Genomic DNA, 15215 nt, shown 5'->3' on the forward strand with positions numbered 1-15215 from the left:
CTATCAGATATCAGAATTTAATTTAGGGTGGGGAGAAAATGAGAAAGTTAAGAGCGCTGGACATCACGCTTGTCGGGATGTTCGTGGCCCTGATGGCGGTCGGGGCAAACATTACGACGATTGCACCATTTTTGCAGGTTGGCGGAGTGCCAATCACGCTGCAAACTTTTTTTGCTATTTTGGCAGGGCTAATTTTAGGAAGCCGATTGGGAGCCATTGCGATGATTGTTTATACGTTGGTTGGCATGGTCGGAGTACCTGTTTTTGCCGGCTTTTTTGGAGGACTCGGAATTATCCTTCGTCCAACCTTCGGCTTTATTATTTCTTATATTTTTGTAGCTTTTATCATTGGAAGAATCGTCGAAAAGAAAAAAAGCCTGCCTGCTTTTATCATAGCGGCTTTAATTGGAATGACGGTTAATTACCTGTTTGGAACCAACTGGATGTACTATGCCTACAAGCTTTGGGCTGCAGCACCGGAAGGCTTCACCTATAAAATGGCCTGGCTATGGATGGTACCGCCGCTACCGAAAGATATCATCCTGTCCGTATTTGCCGGCATCATGGCCCATCGCCTAGAAAAAACCGTCCTCTCTAAGGGACAATTCAAAAACCTAAAGCGGGCATCCTAAGGTAGAAGGCTATGCGGGCATTATCTTGAAATGTCCACCCATATGGACAAATGTCTTTTTGTGGTGCATGACACCAAAGGTAATACCAAAAAGTGATAACAAAAAGAAGTGGCAGTACCTATTGTTAGGTTACTGCCGCTTCTTTGTTTATGAGGCCGTTTATATAGGATACATGATTTTTACCGAGCTGCTTGGACTTGAACATTAATTCGTCGGCGAGGATGTAGGCTTTCTCCATTGAAACATATTCTTTAACCTTGTAGTAGTAAAGTCCGAAAGATGCGGTATAAAAAATCAGAATGTTTTCCCCGTTGTATTCTGCATTTACTGATCCTTTTTCAATCCCATTGCGAATATCGTTAACCAGATCAACGGTTTGTTCAAAATTCCGATTCCGGAGGCAAAGTGTAAATTCCTCACCGCCGCTCCTAAACAGAAAATCCTCCGGTCCAAGATAACTCTTTAAAGTGGCGGCAAACTGCTGAATGACTTTATCGCCTACAGCGTGGTTATAGCTGTCGTTTATTCCTTTGAATTTATCAATATCGGTTACGACAATCCCGATATTTTCATTAGATCGACTGAGCTCGGCTAATTTTTTGTCCATAAAGGTCCGGTTGAAGGCCCCTGTCAAAAAGTCTGTATAGGCCATTTGCTCGAATTGGTCACGCTCTAATTTCGTTTGAATGTTTTGCGATTTTAAATAGAAGGAATGACTGACGATGTAATTCAAAATAAAGACAATGATTAACATTTCCCACTTTTGATCCTGAAGGAAATGGAAAAGAAGGCCGTTTGATATGGCAACTTTCCCATAATCCAGCATGCTGATGTCTTTAAAAATAAAATCGAAGGCCTTCTTAAAGGATAACTTCTCACCCAAAAGTAGAAACAGGATGACCATCGTTGTGCCGGAAAGGTAAGAGGTAATGCAAACAATTAGAAAGATTAGAATCCAATACCCAAATGGAATGGCTTGAAAGCTTTCATGGAGGTACTGGAATAACAGGTAGGCTGCCGAGTTAGTGATCACAAAGGTGCCAGTATTATAAAAGGCATCAAAAAACTCAGTCGAGTCTGCTGTTTTTGTCCATTTACGATAAATATAAATAGAAAAACGGTAAATCGTTTCAAATATAAACAAGCCGAGCGGCCCGGCAAATAGGACAAAAGATAGGTCGTAACTAATCCCATATTCAATATTGGTATTGCCGTTTTTAAAGAACACTCGAAGACGGAAGTAAAGAATGGAGAAGAACCAGTATACAATTAATATTTTTAAAAAAAGGGAATGGTCCACTAAAATACCGGAAGAACTTAAAGCTGCCAAAAGTGCCGCGGTAAATAAGGAAATCTCGTAAAGCTTGGCTTTATGCATGATCGTCAGTCCTTCCAAAAGGTTTCAAAGAAGAGGCAATGAATTCGCTGAATTAGTAAAAAAGAATGATTATAGGCCAAGCGAATGGATAATCATATTTTACAAAATTTCTATTATATAACCTACATTTTTTTTGAAAATATCCTGACTCAATTTTAAGTGGGAAAATAAGTCATCATTCTTTTTTCTTAAAAAGGATAATAAATTGAAGGGAAGAGATAATGTCATAGAGTTGGGGGAAATTTATGAGGGACGAAAAGTTTATGAAAATGGCCGTTGATGTGGCGCTTGATAATGTACTCCGGTATAGCGGCGGTCCGTTTGGGGCGGTTATCGTGAAGAATGGCCAGATTATCAGTGTTGGCAGCAATCAAGTAACCTTGAAGAATGACCCCACCGCCCATGCTGAGATGCAGGCGATTAGGGAAGCCTGCAAGGCTTTAAATAGTTTCCAATTAACTGGCTGTGAACTATATACAAGCTGTGAACCCTGCCCGATGTGTTTCGGCGCCATCTATTGGGCCAGGTTAGAGAAGGTGTATTATGCCTGTACACATGAAGATGCTGCGAAAATTGGGTTCGACGACCAATTTATTTACGAACAGCTTGAAGTGCCTTCTGAAAAACGCACCATTCCTTTTATACAGCTGCTCACAAACAACACTTATCAGCCCTTCACTGCTTGGGTCAACAAACCAAACAAACAACAATACTAATAACAAATGTCCACCCTGGGTGGACATTTGTCAGATTGTCGAGAAAGGGTATTTTTCTCGGCAATTTTTTATTTTGTCCAAACCTAAATTACCAAACTTTTATGTTTATCTCTGCTAACTGGCCTGTTGATTTCCGCTCCGGGCAGTCGCTTTCCGCGGGGAGGTCCTGGAGCCTCCTCGGCGCTGAAAGCGCCTGCGGGGTCTCCAGTGACCTCTATATCCCGCAGGAGTCGACTGCCCTCCGCTCCAATAAACAGGGAGGCAAAAACAACTAAGTATGGCACTACACCTTATCAAACTTTGAAAAGTGTACTGCACTCTTAAATGAATTTTGGCAGGCTCTAGAGAGGAGAACGTTCATATGCATTACCATTGTCTAGAAACATTTTGTCTTAATAATTAATTCACTTTTTATTTTTATTTGTATTGTGAGGTTGAAGATCTTTTTTAATTACACCTGTTGATTGGCGCGGAAGGCACGAAGACTCCTGCGGGAGTACGGGGCAGGGGAGACCCCGCAGGAGCGAAGCGACGAGGAGGCTCCCCGTCACGCCCTAAGGTGCGCGAAGTGCCTGGAGCGCCAATCAACAGACTTGTTGAAATACCTTATATTAATAATATTTTAATATAATTAACGCGGTGAATTGTTAAAGAAAATAAGTAAAAAAAGCTGTCGATAGTTTCTCGACAGCCTGACACCGTTTCGATTATTTTGCTCCTAATTTTCTGGAGATGCGCAGCCCGAATTCAATTACTTTTTCAATCAAAAAGCTTTTCCTTTCCTCCGTTACATTGAAATTGACATAGCCGACGCTGATGGCCCCGATTAGTTCATTTTGGTGGTTGAAAATCGGAGCGGCGACGGATGACGTACCAGGTGTCCTTTCCCCGTGACTCTCTCCATACCCAAGCTTTTGAACACCCCGCAATAATTGTAAAAACGCCTCGTGTTCATTTTCAGGTACTAAAGAAGAAACAATTTTTAGCTTATCTTTTGGAGGCATGTGAGCAAGCATCACTTTGTTGGCTGCCCCAATGTTCAAAGGTATCCGAATACCAAGCTGATCATATATTCGAATCGGGTTATTCAGGCAGTCAATTCTTTCTACAACTAAAGACTCTAACCCAATAGGCTTACTAAAATAAACACTTTCCTCTACCTCATGCATTAGTTTTTCCAATTCCGGGCGGATCTGCGCCACAAAGTCAAAGGTATCGTACATTTGCAGGCCATACTGGAGCCAGGCATTCCCCATTGAATAGAACTTTGTCTCAAGATCCTGTTGAATAAGCCCATGCTGCTTCATGGATTGTAATAGTCGATGCAATGTGCTGATAGGCAGTTCGGATTCCTTTGATAATTCCGAAATGGCGAACCATCTTTTTGTATCACTTCCCGCAAGAACCTTAATAATTTGCATTGCTCGATCAATTGTTTGCATGTATTTCCCTGCCTTATTTGATTTTTTGGAAAGTGTCTACCGTATTCAGTAAATTCGAAAAATATTGACATCCACTTTATAAGCATATAATATCATATTATAAGTTTTCCTGTCACAGGAAACCCATTCCACCATGCGGAAAAAGGAGGCGGTTTTTTGTTAACATCTATGTATAAAAAGCTCAACAGGGTCATTGTCAAACATCCAAACGATGCATTTATCAGTCAGGAGCATTTAAGTAAGGAATGGAAAAGATTCAACTATATTAATGAACCTGATTTCGCAAAAGCACAACAGGAATATGAGCAGTTTCTTGCCATTATCAAGGAGCATGTAGGGTATGTTGAGTTCTTGCCGGAATCAGAACGGGTTGGATTAGATTCACTCTATGCCCATGATCCCGTTAAATTTACGCCAAAGGGCGCCATCATTTTGAAATCAGGAAAAACATTGCGTCAGCCGGAGGCAGAGGTTTACAAAGATTTTTTACAAGAAAAAGAGATTCCGATAGTAGGAGAATTGACGGGCCAGGCAGTTGCCGACGGGGGAGACCTTGTCTGGCTTGATGACCGCACACTGTTAATCGGACGCGGCTACCGGACAAATGATGAAGCTATCCAGCAAATTAAAGAGATGGTCGCAGATCAAGTCGATGAGGTAATCGTGGTACAACTCCCGCATGACCAAGGGGAGGACGAGTGTCTGCATCTAATGTCCATAATCAGTATCGTGGACGAAGATTTGGCGGTAGTCTATTCACGGCTGATGCCTGTGTTTCTCAGACAAATGCTGATTAAACGAGGCTTCCGGCTGGTTGAGGTACCCGAAGATGAGTACATTAGACTTGGCTGCAACGTGCTCGCGCTGGCACCTCGGGTTTGTATGGTGGTTTCTGGAAACCCTTTCACAAAACAGCAATTAATCGATGCCGGAGCAACTGTCTATGAATATGACGGAAATGAAATCTCTTATTTAGGGACGGGCGGTCCGACCTGCCTGACATGCCCAGTGGAACGAGATTAAGAAATTGGAGGATGAAAAAATGCTAAAAGAATCTGCGTTGAAATCAACAGAAGGAACAAAATTGTTCCATCATACAATTGTCAAAAGACCTGGAACAACTTACGTTAATGGCTTAACTACCTCAGACCTTGGCAAACCAATTTTGGAAAAGGCATTTGAGCAGCACGATGCTTATATTGAAGCACTTAAAAAGTGCGGTACTGAAGTAACTGTCCTGCCAAGCAATGATCAATTTCCGGACTCCACCTTTGTGGAAGATACAGCTGTTTTAACCCCGGAATTTGCGGTTATTTCCAATCCGGGGGCTGAGTCAAGAAACGGCGAAATCCAAGACATGGAGCCTGCCATCAAATCCTTCTACGATAAAATTTACTATATTAAAGCGCCTGGCACACTCGATGGCGGCGATATTTTACAAGCTGAAGATCATTTTTATATCGGTATTTCCGAGCGGACAAACCAGGAAGGTGCCGAGCAGCTGAAACAAATCTTAGAATCTGAAAACTATAAAGCTACCATTGTACCGCTTCAAAAGTTTTTCCATTTAAAAACCGGAATTGCTTATTTAGGAAATCAAACGATTGTGGCGGCTGGTGAATTTGTCGATCACCCTGATTTCAATTCTTACAAAAAAATTATTGTGCCACAGGAAGAAGAATATGCGGCAAATTGCATTCAGGTAAACGACTATGTGATCATCCCTGCAGGTTACCCGCAGACAAAACAAAAAATTGAGGAAGCCGGATATCAGACAATTGAAGTTGATACTTCGGAATTCCGAAAATTGGACGGCGGTTTGAGCTGCTTGTCGCTGAGATTTTAAAAATTGCGTGTGAAGGAGTTTGGGAGCGATGAGACAGCTTAAGTGGGGGACACCGAAGGCTTTGCGGGAGCTATTATGCGAAGTAGTAAGCTGGAAAAGTATGACATTGACGGAGGGAGAGCGTGAGTTTCCTTCCAAGGTGGCGGCGAAGCTTAAAGATTTGGCATATTTTCAAGAAAATCCAGAACACTTGGGTCTTCATAATGCCGATCTGGGCCGCCGTTTTGTAACCGCTTTATATAAACACCCGAGTGCCGCGGAAACGGTTGTATTGATTAGTCATTTTGATACGGTGAATACCGAAGAATATGGAGACCTTCAGGAGTATGCATACCGGCCAGAGGAATTAACGAAGCTTCTCCATTCCCGAATCGATGAATTGCCGGCGGAAGCCCGGGAAGATCTTTTATCAGGAGAGTACCTATTTGGCAGGGGCACGATGGATATGAAAATGGGTCTGGTCATGCATATGGGGCTGATTGAAAAAGCTTCGGTCGAGCAATGGCCGATTAATCTTTTGCTGCTGACGGTTCCGGATGAAGAAGTGAATTCTTCGGGAATGCGGGCAGCGGTTCCGAAATTATTGGAATTAAAGGAAAAGCATCAGCTTACCTTTAAGCTTTTCCTAAACGGTGAGCCGGTCTTTACCCAAGAGCCGGGTGACCGAAACTATTATGTGTACTCAGGTTCAATCGGCAAGATTATGCCGTCTGCCCTTTTTTACGGAAAAGAAACCCATGTAGGGGAACCGCTTAGCGGCATTACCGGACCGTATATTGCTTCATTTTTAACACAGAGGATGGAGTGGAATTTAAGCTTGCAGGAAAAGGTGATGGGAGAAAGAACGCCCCTTCCAGTAACACTGCAGCAAAAGGATTTACGGCTGGAGTACTCTGTTCAAACACCATACCGTTCAGCCGCTTTGTATAACGTATTTTTAATGCAGCGGAATGCGGAAGAAATTATGAATATGTTCGAGAAAGTCGCATTAGATGCAGCTAAATCATGTAACCAGGCCTATTCTGAGATTTGCAAAGCGCAGTCGGTTACTCCGGTAGGGCAGGTACGAGTGCTGCGCTATGACGAACTGGAAAAGCATGCGCTTCGAAAATTTGGTGCAGATTTTGTTGCGGGGATCAAAGCATCCGTTCATAAAAGGGAGGAGTGGGATGACCGTGAAAAATCTTTCCGTATTGCGGATGCCTTAATCATTGAGTGTCAGGAGCTTGCACCAGCGATCGTCCTCTTGTATGCACCGCCTTATTATCCTGCTGTAAACTCGTCGGAAAATGAATTGGTGAAAAAGTGCATTGCCTACGTGAAGGAACATGGTTTTGAAAAGTTCGGGCTTCCTGTCAATCAAGTCCACTATTTTAATGGAATCAGCGATTTAAGCTATGTCAATTACCAGGATGCCGGCGAAGGCTGGACCGTTTTTAAAGAAAATACACCGGCTTGGGGAACAACCTACAGCATCCCATTCGATGAAATGACCCAGCTCCATGCACCGGTTCTAAACGTCGGACCGTTCGGCAAAGATGCCCACAAACGAACCGAACGCCTTCACATCAAAAACGCCTTTGAAGAAGTGCCGGCACTCGTCGAAGGCATGGTCAAAATGCTGGTGGAGAAAGAGGTTCGCTGCTAGGAATTAATTAATGTTATTGGAACGGGTGTCAGGCACCGCGCGTGGACAAATGGGTGTTTTGTCCACGTGGGGTGGACACCGCTAAAAAAGGGGTGGGTAAAGATGGAACAAGAAGGTCAAAAGAACCAGTTAAGCAGGTCAATGAAACGGCGTCATTTGTTTATGCTTTCATTAGGTGGTGTAATTGGCACCGGGTTATTCTTAAATGCGGGCTACACGATTAACCAGGCAGGAGCAGGCGGGGCGTTAATAGGTTATTTATTTGGCGGCCTTATTTTGTATTTGGTAATGGTGTGCCTGGGAGAGCTTGCGGTCTATATGCCGGTTACAGGTTCCTTTCAAACATACGCCAGCAAATTTATTAATCCAGCAGCCGGTTTCTCGTTAGGCTGGATGTATTTCATTGGTTCCGCTACCACTGCGGGTGTGGAATTTACAGCTGCGGGTATCCTGATGCAGCGGTGGTTTCCGGGTGTTTCAGTGTGGATTTGGTGCGCCATTTTCATCGCCTTGTTATTTGTCCTTAATGCCTTGACCACAAGGGGCTTTGCTGAGGCCGAATACTGGTTTGCGGGTATTAAGGTTATAGCTGTTATTTTCTTTATCATTATTGGGGCAGCAGCTATTTTTGGCATTATTCCACTTGAAGACAGACCGGCACCATTTATGGAAAACCTCGCTCCCAAAGGGCTGTTTCCAGCAGGTCTGACAATTATTTTTGTCACCATGATGAATGTTATTTTTTCCTATCAAGGCTCAGAATTAATCGGCATTGCCGCCGGCGAAAGTGAAGAACCTCAGAAGAATATACCTCGTGCCATTCGAAATGTCCTTTTTAGAATTATTGTCTTTTATATCGCTTCTATTATTATCTTATCGGCTATTTTTCCAACGAAGGAACTTGGCCTGCTGGAAAGCCCGTTCGTTACGCTGATGGATATGGCGGGAATCCCATTTGCTCCTGATATTATGAACTTTGTTATTTTAACCGCAATTCTTTCGGTGGGGAACTCCTGTATTTATGCTTCCACCCGGTTGCTTTGGGCGATGGCGCATGACGGCATGGCACCAAAGTATTTCGGAAAATTATCCAAACGGAAAGTGCCGTTCGCAGCCCTTGTGTTTACGATGATTTTCTCGTTATTGTCGCTGCTTACAAGCGTGTTGGCGGCAGATACAGTGTTTGTGCTGCTCATGTCCATTGCCGGTATTTCTGTTACCATCTCGTGGATAGGGATCGCTCTGTCCCAGCTTATGTTCCGGCGCAAGTTCTTGCAAGCAGGCGGAAAATTGGAAGACCTGCAATTTAAGGTCCGCTACTATCCTCTAGTTCCGCTCGTTTGTATCATCTTCTGTGTATCGATATTAATATTCTTGGCCTTTGACCCAACTCAGCTGACCGGGCTCCTGATTGGACTAGGCTTCTTATTAATTTGCTATTTGTTCTATTACTTTAGAAATAAGAAGTTGGAGAAACTCAGCACAACGAATAACGAAATAAATCCACTTTAAGAAACATTGTTATTTAACTGACTTGCTTGGAAGCAGGTCAGTTTTTTCTTTAGCTAATAGGAAAGTATAAATTCAACTACGGCTCATGAACCGTCCTATCGAACTCGCTAATCGGCGAGTTTCCATTTAAAAAATTTATTTCATTAAGTTGTTTTTGTAATGGAATTTTAACATTCTTCTATACATATTTATTAATATCAAACGTTTGATGATGTAAAATCGGAATTCCGACTTGGCGCATTGGAATGTATTGTTTAGAGTTTCCCAAAAACTTAAATAGGGAGGACTAACATGAATACCATTCTAATCATTGTAAACATTGCTGTCCTGTTGTTGCTTATGTTCGGGTTGTTCCAGATGCAAAAGAAGCATATATCATTTTCGATGCGTGTTTTCACGGCGCTTGGTTTAGGTATTATTTTTGGGATTATTCTTCATGCCATCTACGGTACGACATCTGAAGTGCTGGCCCGTTCCATTGAATGGTTTAATATTGCCGGAAACGGTTATGTCAAACTACTGCAAATGGTAGTAATGCCGTTGATCTTTGTCTCGATTGTCGGGGCGTTTACGAAGCTGAAATTATCCAAGAACATTGGCAAAATCAGTGTCCTTGTCATTGGTATCCTGCTCGGGACGACGGCGATTGCGGCAGCCATCGGAATTGGCTCTGCCCTGGGATTTAATTTAGACGGCGCTCAGTTGACCCAGGGCGATGCAGAGAAGGCTCGTATTGCACAATTGGAGGAACGGGTTCCGACAGTGGAAAATATGACACTGCCGCAGCAAATCGTTGATTTCATCCCAAGTAATCCGTTTCAGGACCTTACAGGCGCCCGGGCAACTTCAACGATTGCGGTGGTCATCTTTGCCGCCTTTATCGGGATTGCCTATCTCGGGGTAAAACGAAAAGAACCGGATCATGCGGAATTCTTTTCAAAAATTATTGATACCGTCTATTCAGTCGTTATGAGAGTGGTCACCTTGGTGCTCCGGCTGACCCCATATGGGATTCTTGCGATTATCACGAGGGTGGCTGCAACAAGTGATTACGATGCGATTGTGAAACTAGGGACGTTTGTGGTCGCCTCCTATGTAGCCCTCATCATTATGTTTATTGTGCATCTGTTGCTTTTAATGGCGGCGAAATTAAGCCCATATAACTATGTGAAAAAAGCACTGCCTACGTTAACCTTTGCGTTCACTTCACGAACGAGTGCGGGAACGCTCCCGATGACGATTAAAACCCAGTCGAAGGATTTGGGTGTATCTGAAGGGATTGCAAACTTTGCCGGCTCCTTCGGACTGACCATTGGGCAAAATGGCTGTGCCGGGATTTATCCAGCCATGCTGGCGGTCATGGTTGCACCGGCTGCCGGGGTCGATCCGACGAGTCTAAGCTTTATTCTGACTCTTATTCTTGTTGTGGCAATTAGTTCTTTTGGTGTTGCCGGTGTTGGCGGCGGTGCGACCTTCGCAGCCCTCATCGTGCTATCCGTGATGAACCTGCCAATCGCCATCGTCGGCCTGCTCATCTCCGTTGAGCCGCTTATCGACATGGGCAGAACCGCCCTAAACGTCAGCGGCGCCATGACAGCTGGAGTCCTCACCAGCAAAGCAACAGGCGAATTCGATAACGACACCTACAAGCAGCCGGACATCGTGGAAGCATAAGCACGGGTGTCAGGCACCGCTTGTTGACATTTGTCCGCCTCTGGTGGACACCTAATATAAAAAGCCGAGCCCCAAATGTTATGGTTGGGGTTCGGCTTCTTTTATTCCTTATTAAACCTCTCTAATCTATGCTTGCAGCGCCAGTTGGATCATGAGTTCAATAGCGGTTGGGATGGCGTCTTCGTCAATATCGAATTTCGGGTGGTGGTGCGGATACTGGCTTTTTTCGCTTTGCATCCCGACATTGATGAAGGCCCCGACCTTTTCTTTCAGGTAATAGGAAAAATCCTCGGCTCCTAATACAGGATCTATCGGCAAGAAGGCATCTGCTCCAAAGGTATTTTCAATGACACCGCGAGCAAATTCACATGCCTCCGGGTGATTGTACAACGGAGGGGTTCCCTCGATAAATTGATAATGTCCTTTAGCCCCAAAGCTTGCGCAGATGGACTCTGTCAGTTGGGCCGTTTTCTCATGCATGAGCTCGGCTGCCTCAAAGGTCAACGCCCGGATTGTCCCCTTCAACGTCACCTCGTGAGGAATGACATTGTAGGAATTTCCTGCCTGCATCCCACCAAATGAAATAACGCCTGCATGCAATGGATGCAAATTCCGGCTGACAACGGATTGGAAAGCCTGAATTAAGTGGCTGGCAATATAAATCGGGTCGACCGTATCATGCGGATAGCCGCCATGACCGCCTTTACCTTCAATTTTAATATCAAAATCATTACAGGAAGCCATCGCATAGCCAGTGGCAAAGCCAACTTTGCCCATAGGCATGCGCGAAATCAGATGGATTCCATAAATCGCGTCAATCCCGTCCAGCACTCCTTCTTTCACAAGCTTTTGGGCGCCGCTTGGGGAGGCTTCCTCTGAGCTTTGAAAAATCAAGCGTATATTATTTTTTACCAAATCAGGATTGTTGCTCATCCATTTTGCCGCCGCCAGCAAAATCGCCGTATGGCCGTCATGGCCGCAGCCGTGCATGACGCCAGAAACCTTGGAAATATAAGGCTTGTCCCCTTCCTCCTGGAGTGGCAGGGCATCCATATCGGCTCTTAGGGCAATCGTCTTGTTGCCTTCTGTTCCTTTAAAAAAGGCCACCACGCTAGGGCCTGAAAATCTGTCATCCAAAGGGATGCCGAATTCCGCCAATTTTTCTTTTACATATGCGGAGGTATTGTATTCCTGCCCGGACAGCTCCGGATTCATATGAAAATGTCGGCGCTGCTCGATGGCCCAAGCCTTTAACTCTGAATCTACATTTTTTGTCGGTAACATGATGTAACTCCTTCGATTCTATGTGTATTTTTATGCAATCAATTTTAAGATATATTCAACTGTATTACAAGAATCAAATACTGGATGGAAAAAAATACTGTCATGACGCGGTTGTCCAGGAATTAATAGATAGTTCCCAAGGACCTAAACCGGAAAAGAAATCCACTAGACTAATAACCTAATTAAGAGCTATAGTAATTGTAATATTTTTAAAGAAAACTCGCCGATTGGCGAGCCCCTTAGGGCGAAGACAGAGGAGTAGTTGCACTTTCTTATTAGCTGAAAAAAGGAGAACCGGATGAAAAACAATAAAGTACTTTTTAATGCAGGGGAAATGGACCGCACAGAATTACCTTTCTATTACGATTATGGAAAAATTATTTCCGCCATTCAAATGCATCTTCATGATGAAGTGGGCGTGGACTTCAACATGTATTCCGATGAAGACACCTCCAATGAAATTTGGGAAATTCTCGAGGAAGATTTGAAGGTGGAATCACCTGAGGTACGGCTTTTAAGTTATATTTACAAGGAAGGCGAGACCCGGACGATTTCCTCCAACCATACTGACAAAGCCCTGGAGTTTATCATCAAGCCGCGGATTGCGAATGGTCTTTACTACTATCCAGCCTATCGGGTTGCCTTATCCCGGGTGCTAACCTTTCAAAGCGACGGCGAGCTCCACCGCGATCTTATTTTTGCCGAAAATGACGCTTGCTTGGTTTCCTTTCTGCAATATGTTCTTAAAAGAAAGCGCGATTATATTAAAAACTACGTGACTGTCTATACGGATACAGAAGATGGTGTAGAGACGGACATCGAAAGCATTAATAGTTTGGTAAGAAGAGAGGACGTTTTCCTTGAAGAACCATTGAAAAAGGAAATCTTCCGGTCGATTGACGAATTCTTCTCAGATAGCGGTGAGTTTTTCAAGACGTATGATATCCCGTACAAGCGGGGGATTCTTTTATATGGCAGTCCTGGGAATGGCAAAACAACACTAGTAAAATCAATTGCCAGCAGCATCAATGCTCCGGTGGCTTATTGGCAGATTACCGAATATACCTCGAGCTATACGATTAAAGAAGTGTTCGGTTCTGTTTTGAAGCTGGCGCCAATGGTACTGGTGATTGAGGATATTGACTCAATGCCGTCCGGAGTCCGCTCGGTATTCTTGAATACGCTCGATGGAGCTACCTCTAAAGAGGGTGTTTTTTTAATCGGTACGACGAATTATCCGGAAAAAATTGACCCGGCACTAATGAACCGCTCCGGCCGGTTTGACCGCGCTTATGAAATCAAACTGCCGACAAAAGAGCTTCGCTATCAATATCTAATGGCGAAAAAGCTTGACCGAATCTTATCAGAGGCAGAAATAAGGGAGGTCGTCGAGGCATCGAAGGAATTTTCCTATGCACAGTTGAACGAACTGTACGTCTCCATTACACTTCAATGGCATTACGAGCAGCAGGTCGACATCATCCGCCTCTGTGCCGATTTAAAATCCATCCAGCAAAAACAGAAAAAACAATCGTGGGACGACAGCGATTCGACTGCTTCGGTGGGATTTATCGGATTCCATGAAGAATAATTTTTAAAGCGGATAGCCTTAATTGGTTATCCGTTTTTATTTATCAAACTGTCTAGTGAAATCTTGTTTAGCTGGACTATAATTAAAATAACTGAATATTCCTGTAATGTTTAAGGAGCATTTTTCAAACAAAAGCATTTCTTCTCCAAGAGATTTTTAAAAACGATATCAATCTATAAGGGGAGTGTTTAAATGCAAAAACAAAAGCTGTTGATTAATGGAGAAAGACTTAAAGAAGAATTGGAACGTTTTGCTCAGTTTGGCCGAACGGAAAACAATGGTGTCACCCGTCTTTCTTTATCGGAAGAGGACCGTAGGGCAAGAGGTTATTTCCGCAAATGCTGCGAGGACTTAGGGATGACAGTCAAGGTTGACGACATGGGCTGCATGTACGCGACACTGGCCGGAACGGAAAATAAGCCTCCTATCCTGATTGGCTCCCATTTAGACTCCGTTAAAAAGGGCGGCCGGTTTGACGGTGTTTTGGGTGTCTTGACGGGACTGGAGGTCGTGCGAACACTCGTTGATCATAAAATCCAACCTAAATACCCGATTACAATCGTAAACTTCACAAACGAAGAGGGAGCAAGATTCGAGCCTTCGCTGATGGCTTCTGGTGTGCTCGCCGGCAAATTTGACAAAGCCGTCATGCTGCAAAAGAAAGATTCAGAGGGTATAACCTTTGAGGAGGCCCTTAAGGCAATTGGATACGAAGGCAGTGAAGAAAATCGTCTCAAAGAAGCAACAGCCTTTTTGGAAATGCACATCGAACAGGGCCCGATCCTCGAAAAAGAAGGCCTTACAATTGGTGTCGTCGAATGCGTCGTTGGCATGGCCTGCTTTGAAATAGAGGTAACCGGCGAATCGGACCATGCCGGAACAACCCCAATGACCATGCGCAAGGATGCCCTGTTTGCCACCAATAACCTAATTAATGAAATCCGCAAAAGCTTAAGCGTATTGGACTCCGAACTAGTTTTCACCATCGGCAGGGTAAACGTGTATCCGAGCATTCATACCGTCATCCCGAACAAAGTTGTCTTTACGCTCGAAGCACGCCATAAAGACATGGAAATCGTCAATACTTTTAAGGATTTTGTTCAAGGTCTGCCGCATCAAGGCCTTAACGAAGGCTGCGAAATTGAGGTAAAAAAACTTTGGGAGCGCGACACGGTCTGGTTTGCGCCTGAACTGTGCGCTTCTTTAGAACAATCCGCCCAATCACTTGGGTATTCTAGCAAACGAATGGTCAGCGGCGCTGGGCATGATGCCCAGTTTATTGCAAGCTACGTCCCAACAGCCATGCTGTTTGTTCCAAGCATCAATGGGAAAAGCCATTGCGAGGAAGAACTGACTACCTGGGAAGACTGTGAAAAAGGGGTCAATGTCGTATTGGATACGGTTCTGAAGCTGTTAAAAAAGTAAAATAGGAATGAGGAACAGACTCTTCCGTAAGTGGTGGAGTCTGTTTTAATGTTAATTTTAGGAAAAA

General features: G+C 44.0%; 12 protein-coding genes. 9 read left to right on the top strand and 3 right to left on the bottom strand.

Annotated features, from left to right (window positions below):
- Window positions 1-38 precede the first annotated feature (38 nt).
- Window positions 39-632 carry a biotin transporter BioY gene (locus QNN06_RS01980; RefSeq protein ID WP_217034257.1) on the top strand — a complete coding sequence of 198 codons (594 nt, stop codon included), beginning with the start codon at window positions 39-41 and terminating at the stop codon, window positions 630-632.
- Window positions 633-756: 124 nt separating this feature from the next.
- On the opposite strand, the gene QNN06_RS01985 is transcribed toward QNN06_RS01980, so the two are convergent.
- Window positions 757-2010: a GGDEF domain-containing protein gene (locus QNN06_RS01985; protein WP_284036841.1), complete on the bottom strand. Its 1254-nt coding sequence runs from the start codon at window positions 2008-2010 to the stop codon at window positions 757-759.
- Between the two features lie 245 nt (window positions 2011-2255).
- On the opposite strand from QNN06_RS01985, the gene QNN06_RS01990 reads away from it, so the two are divergent.
- Complete coding sequence (locus tag QNN06_RS01990; protein ID WP_284036842.1) at window positions 2256-2726, top strand: nucleoside deaminase; 471 nt, start codon at window positions 2256-2258, stop codon at window positions 2724-2726.
- 707 nt (window positions 2727-3433) lie between these two features.
- Here QNN06_RS01990 and QNN06_RS01995 read toward each other — a convergent pair.
- Window positions 3434-4168, bottom strand: coding sequence for an IclR family transcriptional regulator (locus QNN06_RS01995; protein WP_284036843.1), 735 nt, complete (start codon window positions 4166-4168; stop codon window positions 3434-3436).
- Between the two features lie 168 nt (window positions 4169-4336).
- On the opposite strand from QNN06_RS01995, the gene QNN06_RS02000 reads away from it, so the two are divergent.
- From QNN06_RS02000 to QNN06_RS02020, 5 genes are all read left to right on the top strand, one after another.
- A complete protein-coding gene (locus QNN06_RS02000; RefSeq protein ID WP_213120925.1) occupies window positions 4337-5191 on the top strand; it encodes a dimethylarginine dimethylaminohydrolase family protein in 855 nt (284 codons plus the stop codon).
- Between the two features lie 19 nt (window positions 5192-5210).
- On the top strand, window positions 5211-6014 hold the full coding sequence (locus QNN06_RS02005) for a dimethylarginine dimethylaminohydrolase family protein (RefSeq protein WP_213120830.1): 804 nt from the start codon (window positions 5211-5213) through the stop codon (window positions 6012-6014).
- 28 nt (window positions 6015-6042) lie between these two features.
- Complete coding sequence (locus QNN06_RS02010) at window positions 6043-7662, top strand: M20/M25/M40 family metallo-hydrolase (RefSeq protein ID WP_213120829.1); 1620 nt, start codon at window positions 6043-6045, stop codon at window positions 7660-7662.
- 102 nt (window positions 7663-7764) lie between these two features.
- Window positions 7765-9174, top strand: coding sequence for an amino acid permease (locus QNN06_RS02015; protein WP_213120828.1), 1410 nt, complete (start codon window positions 7765-7767; stop codon window positions 9172-9174).
- A 291-nt stretch (window positions 9175-9465) separates the two neighbouring features.
- Window positions 9466-10848: an L-cystine transporter gene (locus QNN06_RS02020; RefSeq protein ID WP_284036844.1), complete on the top strand. Its 1383-nt coding sequence runs from the start codon at window positions 9466-9468 to the stop codon at window positions 10846-10848.
- A 126-nt stretch (window positions 10849-10974) separates the two neighbouring features.
- On the opposite strand, the gene QNN06_RS02025 is transcribed toward QNN06_RS02020, so the two are convergent.
- Window positions 10975-12132 carry a M20 metallopeptidase family protein gene (locus QNN06_RS02025; protein ID WP_284036845.1) on the bottom strand — a complete coding sequence of 386 codons (1158 nt, stop codon included), beginning with the start codon at window positions 12130-12132 and terminating at the stop codon, window positions 10975-10977.
- Window positions 12133-12430: 298 nt separating this feature from the next.
- Here QNN06_RS02025 and QNN06_RS02030 point away from each other — a divergent pair, with 298 nt between their 5' ends.
- Complete coding sequence (locus tag QNN06_RS02030; protein WP_213120825.1) at window positions 12431-13723, top strand: ATP-binding protein; 1293 nt, start codon at window positions 12431-12433, stop codon at window positions 13721-13723.
- 192 nt (window positions 13724-13915) lie between these two features.
- Window positions 13916-15148: a Zn-dependent hydrolase gene (locus QNN06_RS02035; protein ID WP_284036846.1), complete on the top strand. Its 1233-nt coding sequence runs from the start codon at window positions 13916-13918 to the stop codon at window positions 15146-15148.
- Window positions 15149-15215 lie beyond the last annotated feature (67 nt).

It is taken from the genome of Neobacillus sp. 114, from assembly GCF_030127045.1.
In the GTDB taxonomy this organism is placed as follows: domain Bacteria; phylum Bacillota; class Bacilli; order Bacillales; family Cytobacillaceae; genus Neobacillus; species Neobacillus rhizophilus.

Excerpts from the sequence above, each read along its gene's own strand:
- QNN06_RS01980 (WP_217034257.1), top strand. The coding sequence starts at position 39 with ATGAGAAAGTTAAGAGCGCTGGACATCACGCTTGTCGGGATGTTCGTG.
- QNN06_RS01985 (WP_284036841.1), bottom strand. The coding sequence starts at position 2,010 with ATGCATAAAGCCAAGCTTTACGAGATTTCCTTATTTACCGCGGCACTT.
- QNN06_RS01990 (WP_284036842.1), top strand. The coding sequence starts at position 2,256 with ATGAGGGACGAAAAGTTTATGAAAATGGCCGTTGATGTGGCGCTTGAT.
- QNN06_RS01995 (WP_284036843.1), bottom strand. The coding sequence starts at position 4,168 with ATGCAAACAATTGATCGAGCAATGCAAATTATTAAGGTTCTTGCGGGA.
- QNN06_RS02000 (WP_213120925.1), top strand. The coding sequence starts at position 4,337 with ATGTATAAAAAGCTCAACAGGGTCATTGTCAAACATCCAAACGATGCA.
- QNN06_RS02005 (WP_213120830.1), top strand. The coding sequence starts at position 5,211 with ATGCTAAAAGAATCTGCGTTGAAATCAACAGAAGGAACAAAATTGTTC.
- QNN06_RS02010 (WP_213120829.1), top strand. The coding sequence starts at position 6,043 with ATGAGACAGCTTAAGTGGGGGACACCGAAGGCTTTGCGGGAGCTATTA.
- QNN06_RS02015 (WP_213120828.1), top strand. The coding sequence starts at position 7,765 with ATGGAACAAGAAGGTCAAAAGAACCAGTTAAGCAGGTCAATGAAACGG.
- QNN06_RS02020 (WP_284036844.1), top strand. The coding sequence starts at position 9,466 with ATGAATACCATTCTAATCATTGTAAACATTGCTGTCCTGTTGTTGCTT.
- QNN06_RS02025 (WP_284036845.1), bottom strand. The coding sequence starts at position 12,132 with ATGTTACCGACAAAAAATGTAGATTCAGAGTTAAAGGCTTGGGCCATC.
- QNN06_RS02030 (WP_213120825.1), top strand. The coding sequence starts at position 12,431 with ATGAAAAACAATAAAGTACTTTTTAATGCAGGGGAAATGGACCGCACA.
- QNN06_RS02035 (WP_284036846.1), top strand. The coding sequence starts at position 13,916 with ATGCAAAAACAAAAGCTGTTGATTAATGGAGAAAGACTTAAAGAAGAA.